This is a genomic window from Paenibacillus azoreducens (assembly GCF_021654775.1).
Taxonomy (GTDB): Bacteria; Bacillota; Bacilli; order Paenibacillales; family Paenibacillaceae; genus Paenibacillus_AQ; species Paenibacillus_AQ azoreducens.
In genome coordinates this window covers 4,710,370-4,725,650 of sequence record NZ_AP025343.1, presented here as the reverse complement: position 1 = coordinate 4,725,650, position 15,281 = coordinate 4,710,370, and the positions used below count along the sequence as shown (strand labels likewise).

General features: G+C 46.7%; 15 protein-coding genes. All 15 read left to right on the top strand.

Annotated features, from left to right (window positions below; genetic code table 11):
- Positions 1-222: 222 nt before the first annotated feature.
- The 15 genes from L6442_RS20735 to L6442_RS20665 all read left to right on the top strand — a co-directional run bounded on the left by L6442_RS20735 (position 223) and on the right by L6442_RS20665 (position 15,258).
- Positions 223-1,245 (top strand): TIR domain-containing protein, encoded by a 1,023-nt coding sequence (locus L6442_RS20735; RefSeq protein WP_212980851.1) that lies wholly within the window; start codon positions 223-225, stop codon positions 1,243-1,245.
- A complete protein-coding gene (locus L6442_RS20730) occupies positions 1,242-1,496 on the top strand; it encodes a hypothetical protein (protein WP_212980895.1) in 255 nt (84 codons plus the stop codon). Before L6442_RS20735 ends, L6442_RS20730 begins: the two co-directional genes overlap by 4 nt.
- 711 nt (positions 1,497-2,207) lie before the next feature.
- On the top strand, positions 2,208-4,241 hold the full coding sequence (locus tag L6442_RS20725; RefSeq protein ID WP_212980850.1) for a methyl-accepting chemotaxis protein: 2,034 nt from the start codon (positions 2,208-2,210) through the stop codon (positions 4,239-4,241).
- Between the two features lie 38 nt (positions 4,242-4,279).
- On the top strand, positions 4,280-5,137 hold the full coding sequence (budA, locus tag L6442_RS20720; protein ID WP_194234802.1) for an acetolactate decarboxylase: 858 nt from the start codon (positions 4,280-4,282) through the stop codon (positions 5,135-5,137).
- Positions 5,138-5,400: 263 nt separating this feature from the next.
- Positions 5,401-5,913 (top strand): GNAT family N-acetyltransferase, encoded by a 513-nt coding sequence (locus L6442_RS20715; protein ID WP_212980886.1) that lies wholly within the window; start codon positions 5,401-5,403, stop codon positions 5,911-5,913.
- Between the two features lie 317 nt (positions 5,914-6,230).
- A complete protein-coding gene (locus L6442_RS20710) occupies positions 6,231-6,680 on the top strand; it encodes a GNAT family N-acetyltransferase (protein ID WP_306436706.1) in 450 nt (149 codons plus the stop codon).
- Between the two features lie 47 nt (positions 6,681-6,727).
- The gene (locus tag L6442_RS20705) at positions 6,728-7,285 is read left to right on the top strand and encodes a putative glycolipid-binding domain-containing protein (RefSeq protein ID WP_212980848.1); all 558 of its coding nucleotides are present in this window, start codon (positions 6,728-6,730) and stop codon (positions 7,283-7,285) included.
- Positions 7,286-7,473: 188 nt separating this feature from the next.
- Positions 7,474-7,758, top strand: coding sequence for a hypothetical protein (locus L6442_RS20700; RefSeq protein WP_212980847.1), 285 nt, complete (start codon positions 7,474-7,476; stop codon positions 7,756-7,758).
- Between the two features lie 332 nt (positions 7,759-8,090).
- Positions 8,091-8,582 (top strand): 8-oxo-dGTP diphosphatase, encoded by a 492-nt coding sequence (locus L6442_RS20695; protein ID WP_212980846.1) that lies wholly within the window; start codon positions 8,091-8,093, stop codon positions 8,580-8,582.
- Positions 8,583-8,660: 78 nt separating this feature from the next.
- Entirely contained in the window at positions 8,661-9,113 is a 453-nt protein-coding gene (locus tag L6442_RS20690) for a GNAT family N-acetyltransferase (RefSeq protein ID WP_212980845.1), read from the top strand.
- 243 nt (positions 9,114-9,356) lie between these two features.
- Positions 9,357-9,800, top strand: coding sequence for a hypothetical protein (locus L6442_RS20685; protein ID WP_212980844.1), 444 nt, complete (start codon positions 9,357-9,359; stop codon positions 9,798-9,800).
- A gap of 101 nt (positions 9,801-9,901) precedes the next feature.
- Positions 9,902-10,597, top strand: a complete 696-nt coding sequence (locus L6442_RS20680; protein WP_212980843.1) for a response regulator transcription factor — start codon at positions 9,902-9,904, stop codon at positions 10,595-10,597.
- Positions 10,597-11,919: a sensor histidine kinase gene (locus tag L6442_RS20675; protein WP_212980842.1), complete on the top strand. Its 1,323-nt coding sequence runs from the start codon at positions 10,597-10,599 to the stop codon at positions 11,917-11,919. Before L6442_RS20680 ends, L6442_RS20675 begins: the two co-directional genes overlap by 1 nt.
- 244 nt (positions 11,920-12,163) lie before the next feature.
- Positions 12,164-12,688 carry a GNAT family N-acetyltransferase gene (locus L6442_RS20670; RefSeq protein ID WP_212980841.1) on the top strand — a complete coding sequence of 175 codons (525 nt, stop codon included), beginning with the start codon at positions 12,164-12,166 and terminating at the stop codon, positions 12,686-12,688.
- 404 nt (positions 12,689-13,092) lie between these two features.
- Positions 13,093-15,258, top strand: coding sequence for a glycosyl hydrolase family 18 protein (locus L6442_RS20665; protein ID WP_237100018.1), 2,166 nt, complete (start codon positions 13,093-13,095; stop codon positions 15,256-15,258).
- Positions 15,259-15,281: the final 23 nt, after the last annotated feature.

The following is a 15,281-nucleotide window of genomic DNA, read 5'->3' as shown; positions in this document are numbered from 1 at the left end:
TAGAAGCCTGATCCCTTTATCACTACCTCAGAAAATGAATGTAGATTGAGAAAATAGAATATTGACTATCATTTTTTCATTAAGCTAACGGCAGTTTAGCTACTCTCAAGTTATCTTGTCCCAGTAAACTTTAACGACCGAATCGATATAATTCGAGTTCCTAAATTTGGAATTGTGGTATAATTAGGGGAACATTAATCGTGCTTTCAGGGAGTTGTAAATGTGACCAAGCCCAATGTATTTATTGGATCTTCACGAGAAGCAATGGATTATGCAAATGCGATTCATTCACAAATCAGCTATTTTGCCCAGGTGACCCCATGGTACGCTGGTGTATTTGAAGGCAATGATTATACAATGGAGTCCCTAGAAAAGCAGTTAGATGAGAATGATTTTGGGGTATTCGTCTTTGCTCCGGATGACGTCGCCCTGCATCGAGGTAAGTACGTTTTCATAACTCGAGATAATACTCTGTTTGAAATGGGGCTATTTTGGGGGAGGCTGCGGCGTCAACGTGTCTTTGCCATCGTCCCTCAAGAAGTAAAAGGGCGAGATGATCTCATAAAGGAAGAGAAGGTAAGTGATTTTCACATTCTAACTGATCTCCATGGTTTGACGCTGCTTCAATATGAGACACGTACTGATGAAAACTATGAGGCAGCCGTTTCCGTGGCTTGCCACTTCATTAAGAAGGTAATTCAGGTTGAAGGTAATTATCCAGACCCACTCAATGAGATGATGAAAATGGAAACTGAAATCGAACGCAAACGACGGATATTGCATTTCTTTTGGGCATACAACAAGAATGTTCCAGTAACCGATGAAAAAGAGCGTTACAATTCTTTGAGTGAGGCAATCCGAACATCCATTATTCCTCCAACAGAATTTATCGTTACGGGCGCAGCACTCTGGAAAATACAAGGAAGTGACGGAATTGGACAAGTAGGTGGAAACGTCGGAAGAGGACGCTTCTTCGCTTTTAGCGAAAATCAAGCACGAATGGAGTCTGGCCATCAACCGATATACGTTCTAGATGCATATCTGCATTCGAAGTGGTCTTTCTTTAATCGTCTTGAAGTTGAACAGGTATACATCTTATGCTATCCTTTAGGTAGTGAGCATGTTCTCTCCATTCATTTTTCAGGCAGGCGCACTTTGGATGATGACCAGTTGGGTGCTATCATCACGAATAACAATGAGCTCTTGCGAACAATCAATCTTCTAGTTGGAGGGGATTCTGTATGAAGCGCGACAAACGTAACCGTCGGCAAGGAGCCGCTCCAGGCTCTAAAGTCTCAAAGCAGCTATCTCAATCAATTCTCATCGAAACCAAGGGCGAGGTTCGCGTTGGTCGGAGAGCACCGCAAGTACTTGTTACAACTAAGAATGGTGGAGTCGGCGTCGTCTACGTTGGTCCTTCGGTTGAAGGTGGAGACAAAGAATATGTAAAAGTTCTTACCGGAGACGTTGATTTGAGAAAGCCATCCTTCGTTTAAATTTGAATGCATAAAATATACATGGAGGCCCCCATAATAATGGGGGCTCTTTTTGCTTCGGACTGCTCCATCCAGAAAGAACTTCAAAATTAATTATTATAGGGAACAGCCTCCTCCGTTGTCCTCCCATATCGAATCCAGACAAAGCGTCTTTTGTATTCTCGCGCATAAGCTTTGAGTGCAGGAGAATCGGCTTTTTTGCGTTCCCATTGGTTGAGTGCGCCGATTTCCTTGCAAGTTTTAGCAGGAACGGTAAACGGGCGACCACAATATTCAGCATTATTGTTGCGGCCTAGAATTAAATTTATTGCTTGTTGGTTTGAAGATTTAGATTAGCCTCCATGTTGACTATCAGAATAGATTACTTAGCCTAGAAGGTATGTTATCCTTCTAGGTTTTTTTAGATGTCAAGAAAGTATAAACCTCCGGAAAGTACATCCTGATATCGCAAGAAAAACATCCCCTAAACGCGGTCTGTCTTCTTAGAGAGTACGTAGATAGACGTTTTTTTATCGTTTTAATGTAGTTCTATAGTCCTTTCTATCTTAACAAACAAGAACCTTCGATCACGAATTTGACATTAAAATAAGCAACTGAAAGGATTTTATGGGGGCGAAAGCTAAAGATGTGGAAGATTGGTACCGATAAGAAATTTATACAAGGTATTCCGTTGTAATGATATGTGACTAATTTAAGCTGGGGGTTAATTTTATGTTTAAGAATTTTAGATTCAACATCCTTAAACGTGGCATTGGCAGAAAATTGTTTTTTTCCTTTATGTTGATGGTATTATTGCCGAGTTTATTGATAGGCGGGCTATCGTATACATCTTCGAGAAGTTCGTTATCATCGCAGTTGAATGAGTCGGCAAAGATCCAGGTTGATAATTTAAATTTCCTTGTTGATCGTGTAGTACAACCTATTATGCGAGATACGGATATTCTGACCCGATCGATCCGCCCTGACATGTACCAAGACTTGGTCTTTAACAATGAGATGTATATTTCGTCAAAACCAGAAATTCAAGCATTATTCAAGCAGTTTAAGTCTGTACATACGGATGATACGGAAGTCATTGGCCTGGAAACTGCCGATGGCCAGTTCGTTATGGAACCGCAAAGCAAACTTTCCAAGGAATACGATGGTCGAAAACGTGAATGGTACACGAAAGCAATGGCTAATAAAGGGAAGGTAGTTTTATCTGCACCATACGTTTCCCTGGCTTCCCAAAATGTCGTTGTTTCGGTTTCTAAAACAACAGATGATGGCAAAGCGGTGATGTGCGTTAATCTATCGCTTACCAAGTATTTAACTAGTGTGGCAAATGAAATGAATATAGGAAAAAACGGTTATACATACATCTTAGATGATCATAACAAAATTTTGACTCATCCCAGTATTAAAGCGGGAGAAGAGTTAACAGGTGAAAACTATAAACGGCTGTACGAAGAAAAGTCCGGCAAAATCAGTACACAGGTTGATGGCAAGGATGCAACGCTATATTTTGAAACAAACGCATTAACAGGCTGGAAAGTAGTCGGGGTATTGTATGATACGGAACTGTCGGACCTGGTCCGCAACACAGTGTTCATCACCTTAGCGATGATTCTTATTTCTATCATTCTTGCTTTGTTTATATCTTTGCGTATGCAAATTAGCGTTGCCGCTCCGCTGCAGAAAATCACTTCGAAACTAGGAGGCCTGGCGTCCGGAGACCTCACCGTTTCGCCTGTGGAAGTTAAATCGAAGGACGAAGTGGGAGAGATATCGGAAGCCTACAATGTATTGCTCACCCGTCTACGTACATTGGTTGACGAAATCTCTACTAGCGTTGGCAGTCTGAATGATGTAACTGGCGTTTTGGAAAATGCAACGGATGTGGTCGAAGACTCTTCCAGATTGATAGCCGAGTCTAGCCAACAAGTTGCGCAATCCTCTAAAACTCAGAGAGACAGCGCTGCTGAAGTATCTCATGCTTTGCAAGAGAGCGCAATTGGTATTCAAGCCGTAGCAACAAGCGCAACTGAGATTGGCGATATTTCGGATGTTACGTATAGAAAGGCAGAATCCGGTAAAGCGACTGTTTCTCAAACGGTTCATCAAATGGGAGGTATTTCGGATTCCCTGGGCAATCTGACAAAAGTCATTGTAAACCTTGTCGATCGCACAGCAAGTATTAATGAGCTTGTTTCATCGATATCAGAAATTTCAAATCAGACAACCTTGCTATCTTTAAACGCAAATATTGAAGCTGCTCGTGCAGGTGAACATGGTAGGGGATTCGCTGTGGTTGCCCAAGAGGTCAAGAAGTTGTCTGAGCAGACACAAGAAGCTGCTAAGGAAATTGTCCTTGTTCTTTCAAATATTACTAATGACGTTGAAACATCATCCCGATCTGTATCCAAGGTTCAAATTGAAGTGGATAGCGGCGTTGCGCTTATCAATGATGTTCAACAATTGTTCTCTGGCATCATGGGGGATATGTCTAAGCTTAATGATGAGATTCAACAGTTAAGCAGTGTTTCTGAAGAGTTAGCTGCTAGTTCCGAAGAGATTAGTGCGACTGTAGAAAATCTCTCAAGTAATTCAGAAGTCTCGGCTGACGAAGCTAATTCTATGATGAAGGCTACAGACAATCAGAAAGATTCTTTGTCCAAGCTAGTGGCAACTGTTTCGTCAGTTTCACAAACTGCAAATGCTCTCCGTTCGAACATTAAGCAATTTAAACTTGATAGTGAGGAGTAATCCTTATTATATAAAATTCCATCTGGAGGTTATACAAAATGAAAAAGAAACAAATCTTGCTTACTACTACTTTGGTTGCAGCGTTGTCCCTTTCTGCTTTGAGTGCATCTGCTGAACCAGCCAAAAACAACAAGCAACCTGCACAAGCGCCTGTAACGACAACTGCTAATAAGGTACAAGAAAACAAGAATACCCTCTTCCAGTATTCCACTATTAATGCCCTTATGAAGGGGCAGTTCGATGGCGAGATGACTCTAGGCGAATTGAACAAACACGGCGATACCGGCCTAGGGACGTTCAACGGGGTAGATGGCGAATTGACTCAGCTTGACGGAAAATTCTATCGTTATACATACGACGGTAAAATGGTTGAGGTAGGAAAAGATGCCAAAACTCCTTTTGCGGTGACTACCCATTTTAAAGTGACGAAAACAGCGAAAATTCAACCAGTGAAGGATATGACCGAACTTAATAAACAGCTTACATCGCTGATCACCAACAAAAACGACTTTTACGCCTTCAAGATCCATGGAACGTTTAAAACGCTTAAAACTCGTTCTGAAGAGAAACAAGTGAAGCCATATCCAACATTGCCAGAAGTTCTGAAAGATCAGTCTATTTTCGAAACCGAAAATGTTACCGGCACTTTGATTGGCTTTTATACGCCAAACTACGCTGCAACTTTGAACGTTCCCGGCTTTCATTATCATGTCATCAGTGATGACAAGAAAAAGGGCGGCCATGTGTTGAACATTTCGTTCGATGCCGCCACGGTTCAGATTGACGAAATCGGTAATCTGGAAGTTAAGCTTCCACAAACAAAAGAGTTTCACGATGCGGATTTGACTACGGTCGATCCGGAAGACGTGCATAAAGTAGAAACGGATCAACAATAATCTATTAGATCAACAATCCAATTTCGACTTTTGAAGTCATCTTCAGAATTCAAACAAAAATGAAGATTTACTGACAAACATGCGCCTGCCCGGGCGCATGTTCTCTTTTGTATGATTGGCTAGGGAATTTACACGCAATTATGGACATGATTCCTTTTTTCAGAGATAGTAAGTTCAGGTGCAAAAAAGCCCTCAACCAAAGAAACAATTCACTCTCGGGCTGCGTCACATATGATGAATGAACAGAAGAAGGGGGACGTATGATGAACCAAGAAATTAGAATCCGGAAAATAGAGTCCTTCGATGCAGAGCTGCTGCATCAGCTGTCAAACTTACTGATCGAAGTGGTTGAAGCTGGGGCGTCGATAGGATTTTTACCGCCGCTGACGATGCGGGAGGCGGAAGAGTATTGGGAGCAGGTGGTGGCGCCAGGCGTTCAGCTGTGGGTTGCGGAATCGGGAGAGAAGGTCGCCGGGACGGTGCAGCTTCATTTGGTGCTGAAAACGAATGGCTCCCACCGCGCCGAGATTGCGAAATTAATGGTATCCCCGGCAGCCCGCAGATGCGGGATAGCTCGGTTGCTGATGCAAACGGCAGAAGAAAAGGCCCGCAATGAGAACAGGACGCTGCTGGTTCTGGACACAAGGGCCGGAGATCCTTCGAATGTGCTGTACCAATCCATGGGTTATGTTGAAGCAGGCAGAATACCGCATTATGCCCGCTCCGCCGATGGACAGCTGGATGCCACCGTATTTTATTTCAAGGAATTGAATTAACTATTCAATTCAACATATGGTTAACGGAAAATCATCTCAAAGGAACTCTTCACTGCGGTGAGGAGTGGCCTTATGCTTACCATATTGAAGAGAGAAATCACCGGTTTCATGCCAAGGACGGCAAGAATTTCAGGGAAAATGAAATCTGGCGGCGGGTCGTGGACAAAAAACGGGGCTCACGTTAAAAGAAGCACTGTTGGTACATAATTATTCGGAGGTCAAATACGAAATCCCTGCGGCAAAGGCGGAAGCGGCTGCTCCGCAAGGCTCGGTGACAATGTAACTATTTTTACAAACACTCATAAAGGATGATGCCCATGATCACTATATATCAAGCTACCGTCAATGATTTGGAAGAACTGTCCGTTTTGTTTAATGAATATCGGATTTTTTATGAACAGGCATCGGATCTCGAGGGAGCCAAAAACTTTTTGTTCGAACGGCTTGCCCATAGGGAATCGGTTATTTTTGCGGCAAGGGACCAGGAGGCGAACCGGGCGGTTGGGTTTACGCAGCTCTACCCGTCCTTTTCGTCGGTATCGATGCAGCGGCTGCTGATCTTGAATGATTTGTTTGTATTGCCGGAGTCCCGCAAGCAAGGAGCGGCGCAGCAATTGCTTGATGCGGCACGAAAGTATGCTTCCGCCATTCAGGCCAAAGGCCTCGAGCTGTCTACCGCCTCGGATAACGCAAACGCCCAGCGGCTGTATGAACGATTGGGTTATAAAAAGGATACGGAGTTTTTGCATTATTTTCTGAGTCTATAACAGTATTCGCATTCAGAACAGGATTTTGACACTAGAGGAGAGAGAAGATGGAACAAACCGTAATTTGGAAGCGGCTGGATGATACCGGGATGGAATACTGCACCCACATATTGGGGGAGCGGACGGAAATCCATGGCAAAGTGATACGTTCCTTGCCGGAGGAAGCGTCTTTTGTGGATTATCGCGTGGTATGCAATCAAGACGGGAATACCGAGCAAGTAATCATTCAATACATACAGCAAAACAAGGTACAAACGATGCGGCTGCAAAAAGATGCAAATCACCGTTGGCTGCGGGACGGTATTCACCTTCCCGAGCTGGACGGACTGGTAGATATCGATATCGGGGCAACGCCTTCCACCAATCTGCTTCCTATCCGCAGACTGCGGTTGAACATCGGGGAATCGCAGCAGATGACGGCGGCTTGGGTCCGTTTTCCGGAATTCGACGTGCTGCCGCTTCAGCAGATATACACCCGGATGGGAGAGTTCGAATACGAATACCGGTCGCTCAGCGGATATAAGGCGCGGCTCCGCACCGATGCCGAAGGAATCATCCGGGATTATGAAGGCGAGTGGGCCGAAGTCATCAATTCCGGGCACTGAATGCGGCTTTAAATATAATGATAGAACCGTTTCCTAACTGAGGGAGCGGTTTTTTCATGCTTAAATCAACGCTTCACCAACTCTAGTACTCTCTTAAAAATTGTATGTTTAATCTATGGCAATCAACGGTTCATTTCATAGATTTCATCATAGAATACAGTATCTTCAAGAGGAAGGAGGTGATCGGAATGGCGATATTATTACCTCAGCAGTTTTTCAATCTGACACCGAATGTCGGCAAATCCTACTATGAAAATCTGGCAGGCGGAATCAACGCAGCCGTTACTGTTCAGAACAATTCCGCCAATCCGGTAAGTCTGGTTATAACCCGCGTAGACGCTCCGGTCATCACGTATGAGATTCCTGCCTTAAACAGTCTTACGCTGTCTGTGAATCTCTTATTGGTTGCCGCTTTGTTATCCGGCCCGGGTGCAGTATTCGGAACGATCCAAGTGGCAACATCCGATTTCTAAAGCAAATTTCGGATAAACGCGCAACATCAGCGGATGGGATTCGTTTTCGAATCCTGTCCGTTTTTTTTTGAGATATCAGAAAGTATAAACTTCCGGAGTCCCCGCAAAGTAATCGGAATAAGCTTCAAAGGCTACACGTCACTTTGTGGGGTTATTTTGTCATAAGCACAATGCACTCACAGATGAGAGACTTCTTAACCCCTTGACGATTCATATCGATCTATGACCGGCTTTTGAAATAATATGCTAGAATGACAGTATCGTAATCCTCGATATAGGAATGAGAAATGTTCGAGCGTTACGACGGTATCGCAGAAGCGGAGGGGAAAAGGATGACGCAAACAACATCGGCACCGGCTGTAGAGGTTGCTTTATATACGATGTGCCTTGTTCAGGACGGAGATAAGGTACTGCTCGTGAACCGGCCCAGCAAACGCGGGTTTCCCGGCTATATCGGGCCCGGCGGCAAAGTGGATTTTCCGGAAAGTTTGACGGAAGGCGCGATTCGGGAGGTGCGGGAGGAAACCGGGCTCATTGTCAAGGATCTCATCTACAAAGGTCTGGATGAATTTGTCGATCCGTCGCGGAATTTCAGATATATGGTCTTCAATTATTTGGCGACGTCATTCGAAGGGGAACTGCTCGCAAACCCGCCGGAAGGCGAATTGCTGTGGGTTCCGATCAAGGAGGCGACCTCGCTTCCGATGCAGGATTGGTTCAAACGCCGTTTTCCGCTGTTTTTTGACGAGGGGACGTTCGAAATTTATGAAGTTTACGACATGGACAGCCAGGTCACATTCAAAGAAAGCGTGAAAAAGCTCTAACCGCCCTTAAGAATAACGATCATGATGATGCTTCGGGCCGATTGACTTATCCATCGATAGAGGAAAAGGGGTCTTTTTATGGCAAATACCGTTTTAAAATTGATTACAGCTGAAAATACGGACGAATGCCTGCAGCTCAAACCAAGGGAAGACCAGCAGCGTTTTGTGGCCGCGAATGCCAACTCGCTTGAAAAAGCGAAAAAAGAACCGACATCGAGACCCTTTGGCATTTATGCGGACGACATCATGGTAGGTTTTGCTTTGTTTGACGTGGAGCCGTATCCGGAGGACGGATATTTTTGGATATGCAGATTCATGATTGATGAGCGTTATCAAGGAAAAGGCTACGGCAAAGCGGGTCTTGCGGCTGTGCTTCAGCATCAGAAAAACCAAACAGACTGCACGAAAATCCGGATATCCCATGTGCCCGACAATACGGCCGCGAACCGGCTGTACAAAAGTTTTGGATTTGCGGAAACAGGCGAAGTGATCGGAGGAGAAACGGTGCTCGATTTGATCGTTGCAGAATGAAAATAATCATGACAAATTTGTAGTTGTTTTCATATACTTTTCACACGACTTTACGATTTCTCTCACATGATTGGTTTGTAGTATATATACATACCCAATCGAGAGGAGTTTTGCAAGATGAAAAACACATGGACTAAAAAATTGATGATTTCCGGTATCACATCCGCCCTTTTGCTTGCTGGCGCAGGTACCGCTGCATTTGCGGATGCCGCTAAGCCCGCTGCTTCCGGTACGAAAGCGCCTTTGAAGGTTGAGCAAAAAGCCGCGCCCGCGAAAGCCGAAACAAAAGCAACCAAAGCACCTGAGGTTAAAGCAACCGTTCCAGCGAAATCGACTACTAAAACAGCTGTGACTCCTGCAAAATCCGAACCAAAAACAACGGCAAAAGCGCCAGCAAAAACAACGGCAAAAGCCGAGAAGAAAGGCGTTAAAACATCTGCAGTCAAAACAGCGCCTAAAGCCAAAAAAGCTTCCGCAACAAGCAAATCCGTAAAATCCAAAAAAGCGGCTAAAACGGTGAAACCGGCAAAACACGTAAAGGCAGCGAAAAAGGCGGTTAAAGCCAAACACCACAAACATCACAAACATATTGCCAAAAAACATCATGTGAAAGCAAAACATGTAAAAACACATAAAACCGCAGTGAAAAAATCCGTTCAAAAACCTGTAGTGAAAAAGAATAAATAAGCGGCGAAAAATCCGGGAAAGACGGGGAGACAACAGGTCTTCTCGTCTTTTTTCTTCGGGAGGAGTAAAATAAATAAAAAAACCGGGCGGGAGTGATGGAAATGGCCCATATTTTTGTCGTCGATGACGATTCCAACATATTGCAATTGATTACCGAATATTTGCGGAAAGACGGATTTACAGTAACGGCTTTTTCCGACGGCAGCGATTTGGTGGAGAGGGTGCATACGGACAAACCGGATTGTTTAATACTGGATATTATGATGCCGGGCGTCAACGGGCTGGCGCTGCTGACATCGATCCGCACTTTTACGGAAATGCCCATCATTATGGTTTCGGCCCGCGGCGAGGAGATGGACCGGATTATCGGGCTTGAGCTCGGGTGCAATGATTTCTTGCGCAAGCCGTTCCATCCGCGCGAGCTGATTGGCCGGGTCAAAGGCATGCTGAGACTCGTGCAAACCTATCGGCCGAATGAAGAGCAGGAAACCGGGAAGGGAATTCGTGTCGGCAACCTGACCTTGAACGAGGAATTCCGGTTGGTGGAGATTGATGATCAGGAGATATCCTTTACTTCCCGCGAATACGAGCTGCTTGTGTTTCTTGCCAAACATTTGGAGCGGCCCTTTAGCCGGGAGCAGCTCATCCAACAGGTATGGAAATATGACTTTATGGGCGAGTTGCGGGTGGTTGACGATCTGGTCAAAAGGCTCCGCAAAAAGCTGGGCGATGCCGGTGCGGCCTTAGCGATCGAAACCTTGTGGGGCTTCGGCTACAAAGCGACGGTGAAAGGCTGATGCGTACCATCCGGGGCCGGATTTTTACCTCATTGATTATTGTCATGATCTTTTCGGTGCTGACGACGGTTTTCCTCTTCAACCACCTGATTGACGAAATGCTGATGGACCAGGCACGAAACCAGCTGCGGCTGCAAATGACGAAAGCGATCGATATAATCGAAGGCGGAGATTTGGAAGATTTGAGTACGGAGGATCTGGAGCTGCGGTTCCGAGACCGGATGTTTTATGCGGATTTTTTTGTGGTGGATGCTTCGGATAAGATTGTAGCCGCCGGAGAAGATGATATGGTTGGCGGCAAAATTCACGTCTCCATGAGCCCAAAGGATCATTTTTTTACGCTAGACGGTCAAAAAATGATGTACACGCACCAGCGGCTGAACAAAGGATTGCGTATTATCGTGTACACGCCTATGGATATACTGAAGCAGATATCCGGCCGCGTGCTGCGCGTTTCGCTATTGTCCATCGTCATCAGCTTTGCCGTCATTTTCGTGGTAGGCTTATGGTTCGTTTGGAAAACCACCCGCCCGTTGCAGCAGCTGAAGGAGGCGGTCAGCAAATTCAATCCGAAACACCGATTCCCGGGGATTCCGCAGGGAGATACCTCGGAAATCGGGCAGTTGATCAATACTTTTTCCAGCATGTCCGAACGGATTCAGAAGCAGCATCAGCAGCAAATCGAATTTTTGCAAAATGTATCCCATGAGCTGCGGACTCCGCTGATGTCGATTCAGGGGTATGCCTCTGCCGTGAAAGACCAGGTCGTGACTGTGGAGCATGGTCTGCATGTGGTGACCGCAGAGTCGCAGCGTTTGATCCAGATGGTGGATCGGCTGCTGCAGTTGACGCGGATGGAAACTCTGCAGGAGGAATGGAAGCTGACAGAGGTTGATCTGCAGGATATGATGGAGCATGTGCATCAACTGATTGCCCCGGCGGCCGCAGACCGGAATATTCAGAGCGCCCTGAATGCGGCTTCGCTGGAAATGGCTATACCTGCCGAGCAAATTTTTCAGGTCGCCATGAATTTCATGCAAAATGCCGTGCGTTATGCCTCGCATGAAATTAAACTGAGTTTGGAAGAAATACCGGGTGGCTTTCGTATCTGCGTAGATGATGATGGGCCCGGCGTACCTGTTCAGGAACGGGACTCCGTTTTCGACCGATATTATACGGGCCAGTCCGGCATCACCGGCATTGGCCTGGCGATTTGCAAGCAAATTGCGGACCGGCTTGGCGCAGGGATTTCCTGCACGGAATCGCCTTTGGGCGGGGCGAGATTTTGCTTTGAGTACGGGCAAGGTGGTCATCATGCTTAAAAGAGGCGCAAGTCAAACTCAAGAAAGATATGCCGTTAACGCATATGGTGACCACGCTCATGCAATGCCTCGCCACATGTTGGGAGCTGCGTCCAGTGTTTTGCAATAGCCTTCCGGCAAGCCGGGGGCTGTTTTTGTTTTAACTTAAGAACATCAAGTTTTCCTTGATTTCCCTATTGGCAGAATTTATAGTCTAACATAATCAGTTTTGGGGAAATGATTTGTGGACAAGGAGATGAATTAGATGAGCAAATGGACGATCAGGGAAGCTGAAACCAAGGATATTCACGGCTTGGCGCAAGTCCATCTGAACAGCTGGCTGACGACGTACCGCGGGATCGTACCCGATACCTATCTCGACAACATGAAGCTGGAATCACGGATTGAATTATGGACGAGAGTGCTGGACCCATCCAATAAGTCGATGACCTTTGTGCTGGAGAATCCATCCGGCGAAATTGCAGGTTTCATTAATGGAGGGGCAAGCCGCGAGAAAGGTTTTGATATTGAAGCCGAGGTGTATTCGCTGTATTTGCTGAAAGAAGCCCAGGGCAAAGGGTACGGGCGAGAGCTGATGAACCGGATGATCGGTTATTTCGGGAAACAGGGATATCGCTCCATGCTGGTCTGGGTACTTGAAGACAATCCGGCGTTACAATTTTATCAGAAAATGGGCGGACGGTTTCTGACGCGGGATTTATTGGAAATCGGCGGCGAGCATGTGAAGGATCTGTGCCTGGAATGGAGGAACCTGGACGAGTTGTCTTAAACAGAAACACTAAGAAGTGGACCCTGTGGCGGAACACTTTCATGCGACGCCTCAACAAAGCAGCTGGGAGATGCGCAGAAATATGAAGGCGGTATTCCAAACGGTTATCTTAAAATTTTTACATATAAATACCAAATAAAGGCTTGAAGTGGATAAAAAATGGGATTAGAATAAGGGACAAAGTAAATAACTTGGTTACAGGCTGACGGGCAGCATAGCGGCTGTCCTTGATCAGACGATATGATGCGCGATCAAGAAAATAATAGACCAATCAATACCATCTCATCCTGGAAAGGAGGTGAAAGAGTTTGGTTTCGGCTTCGGGCGATGACAAGCTCCGGCCATGCGTTCAAATCCCGGGTTGGCGCAAGGAACCGGAAATTGAACCGAAAGAAGGATGAGACATGGGAGACGCAAAGCCATGGGGAAAGGGAATGTTTGCCGCTTTGCTTGGCCTGCTGTTATTGATGACAGGTTGGGGTCCTGGCGGAGCGGGAATTGGACAAGCAGATCCCGCAAGTCCGGCTTACAAGGTTGTCGGCTACTTCACGAATTGGGGGATTTATGATCCCAACTTTCAGGTGGAACATATTGATGCATCGAAGCTTACTCATCTGAATTACGCTTTTGCGGATTTGTGCTGGAACGGTAAACACGGCAATCCGTCCAATGATCCCGGCAATCCGAACAAAGCAACATGGAACTGCAAGGATGCCGGCGTGCCGACCCAGACGGGGAATGTTCCGAACGGCGCGATTGTGCTTGGCGATCCATGGGCGGACGTAAACAATAATGACGGCGTTCCGCTTGAATGGGAGGATTGCGAAAAAGGGAAATGCGGCAACTTCTACAAGCTCAAGATGCTGAAGCAGTCCAACCCGAATCTGAAGACGTTATTGTCCGTCGGCGGATGGACATGGTCCAATCATTTCTCCGATGTGGCGGCCGATCCTGCTGCCCGGACCAATTTTGCCAATTCCGCAGTGAATGTGATCCGCACCTACGGTTTTGACGGAATCGATATTGACTGGGAGTATCCGGTAGGCGGCGGGCTGCCCGGCAACAGCCAACGTCCGGAGGATAAGCATAACTTTACGCTGCTGCTGCAGGAAACGCGTGATAAACTTAGCGCCGCAGGAGCGCAAGATGGACGCACCTATTTGCTGACGATTGCCGGACGGGCCAATTCGTCTTACGCATTAACAACCGAACTTGGCACGATCGCCGGGATCCTCGATTGGATTAATATCATGACCTATGATTTTCACGGGGACTGGGAACAAACCACGAATCATAACGCCAGCCTATATTCCGACCCTAATGATCCGGATACTATCAATAAATTCAGTGCCGATTCTGCCATTACCGCATACATGAATGCCGGAGTACCGGCTTCCAAAATCGTCATGGGCGTTCCGTTTTATGGACGGGGCTGGAAAAATTGTGCGCCCGGACCCAATGGGGATGGACTTTACCAGACCTGCACGCCAGACTTTAACGGCAACTATATCCCAAACGGAACCTGGGACAACTATGAATCCGGGCCGACGGGAATGTTCGATTACGGCGACCTGGCGGCAGGTTACGTGAACAAAAACGGTTTTACCCGCTACTGGAGCCAGACCAGTCAAGTGCCATACCTATACAACCCTTCCTCCAAGATTTTTATCAGCTACGAAGATCCGCAATCGATTACCGCCAAAGCTTCCTTTATCAAGAACCGCTCTCTCGGGGGCGCCATGATTTGGGATTTGAGCGAGGATTGCCGGACAAGCCCCAAATATACCTGCACAGGCACGAAACTTCTTCAACAACTCGCCTCGGATCTGCATGCGGGTCCTACACTGCCTGATACAACCGCACCAACAACTCCAACCCATTTGAATTCGCCTTTGCAAACGGCTACGACGATCACATTGAATTGGGATGCTTCGCAAGACAATGTCGGCGTTATCGGTTATGACATCTATCAAGGCCAAACTCTGCTGACCCGCGTTACAGGAACCAGCTACACCGTTACGGGTCTTACGCCGCAGACAACTTATACGTTTACCGTGCGAGCAGTGGATGCCGCGGGTAACATTTCAGATGCCAGCGTCCCGCTTACCGTATCCACGCTCCCTCAGGGAACGGATACCGAGCCGCCGACCGCACCAAGCAATCTTTCGGTAACCGCTCATACGGATACGACCGTGTCTCTACAGTGGAGTCCATCCACGGATAATGTGGCCGTCATCGGCTACGACATTTTCAAGGGGAATGAGCTTGCGGGGACCGTGCCCGCAACTTCGACGAGCTTTACGGTTAGCGGACTGACGCCCCAAACGGCGTATACGTTCTCGGTAAAAGCCAGGGATGCGGCCGGGAATATTTCTCCTGCAAGCAACGAGGTGCAGGCGACTACCGATGCTTCCGGCCCTGTGACTGCTCCGGCTTGGGCACCGAATACGACCTATGCCGCCGGTGTTGAGGTGAACTACGGCGGAGTTATTTATAAATGCCGGCAGCCCCATACCTCGCTTCCTGGCTGGGAACCGCCGAACGTGCCTGCTTTATGGGCGAAGAAATAATGCTAAACCAAACTGATGTTTGA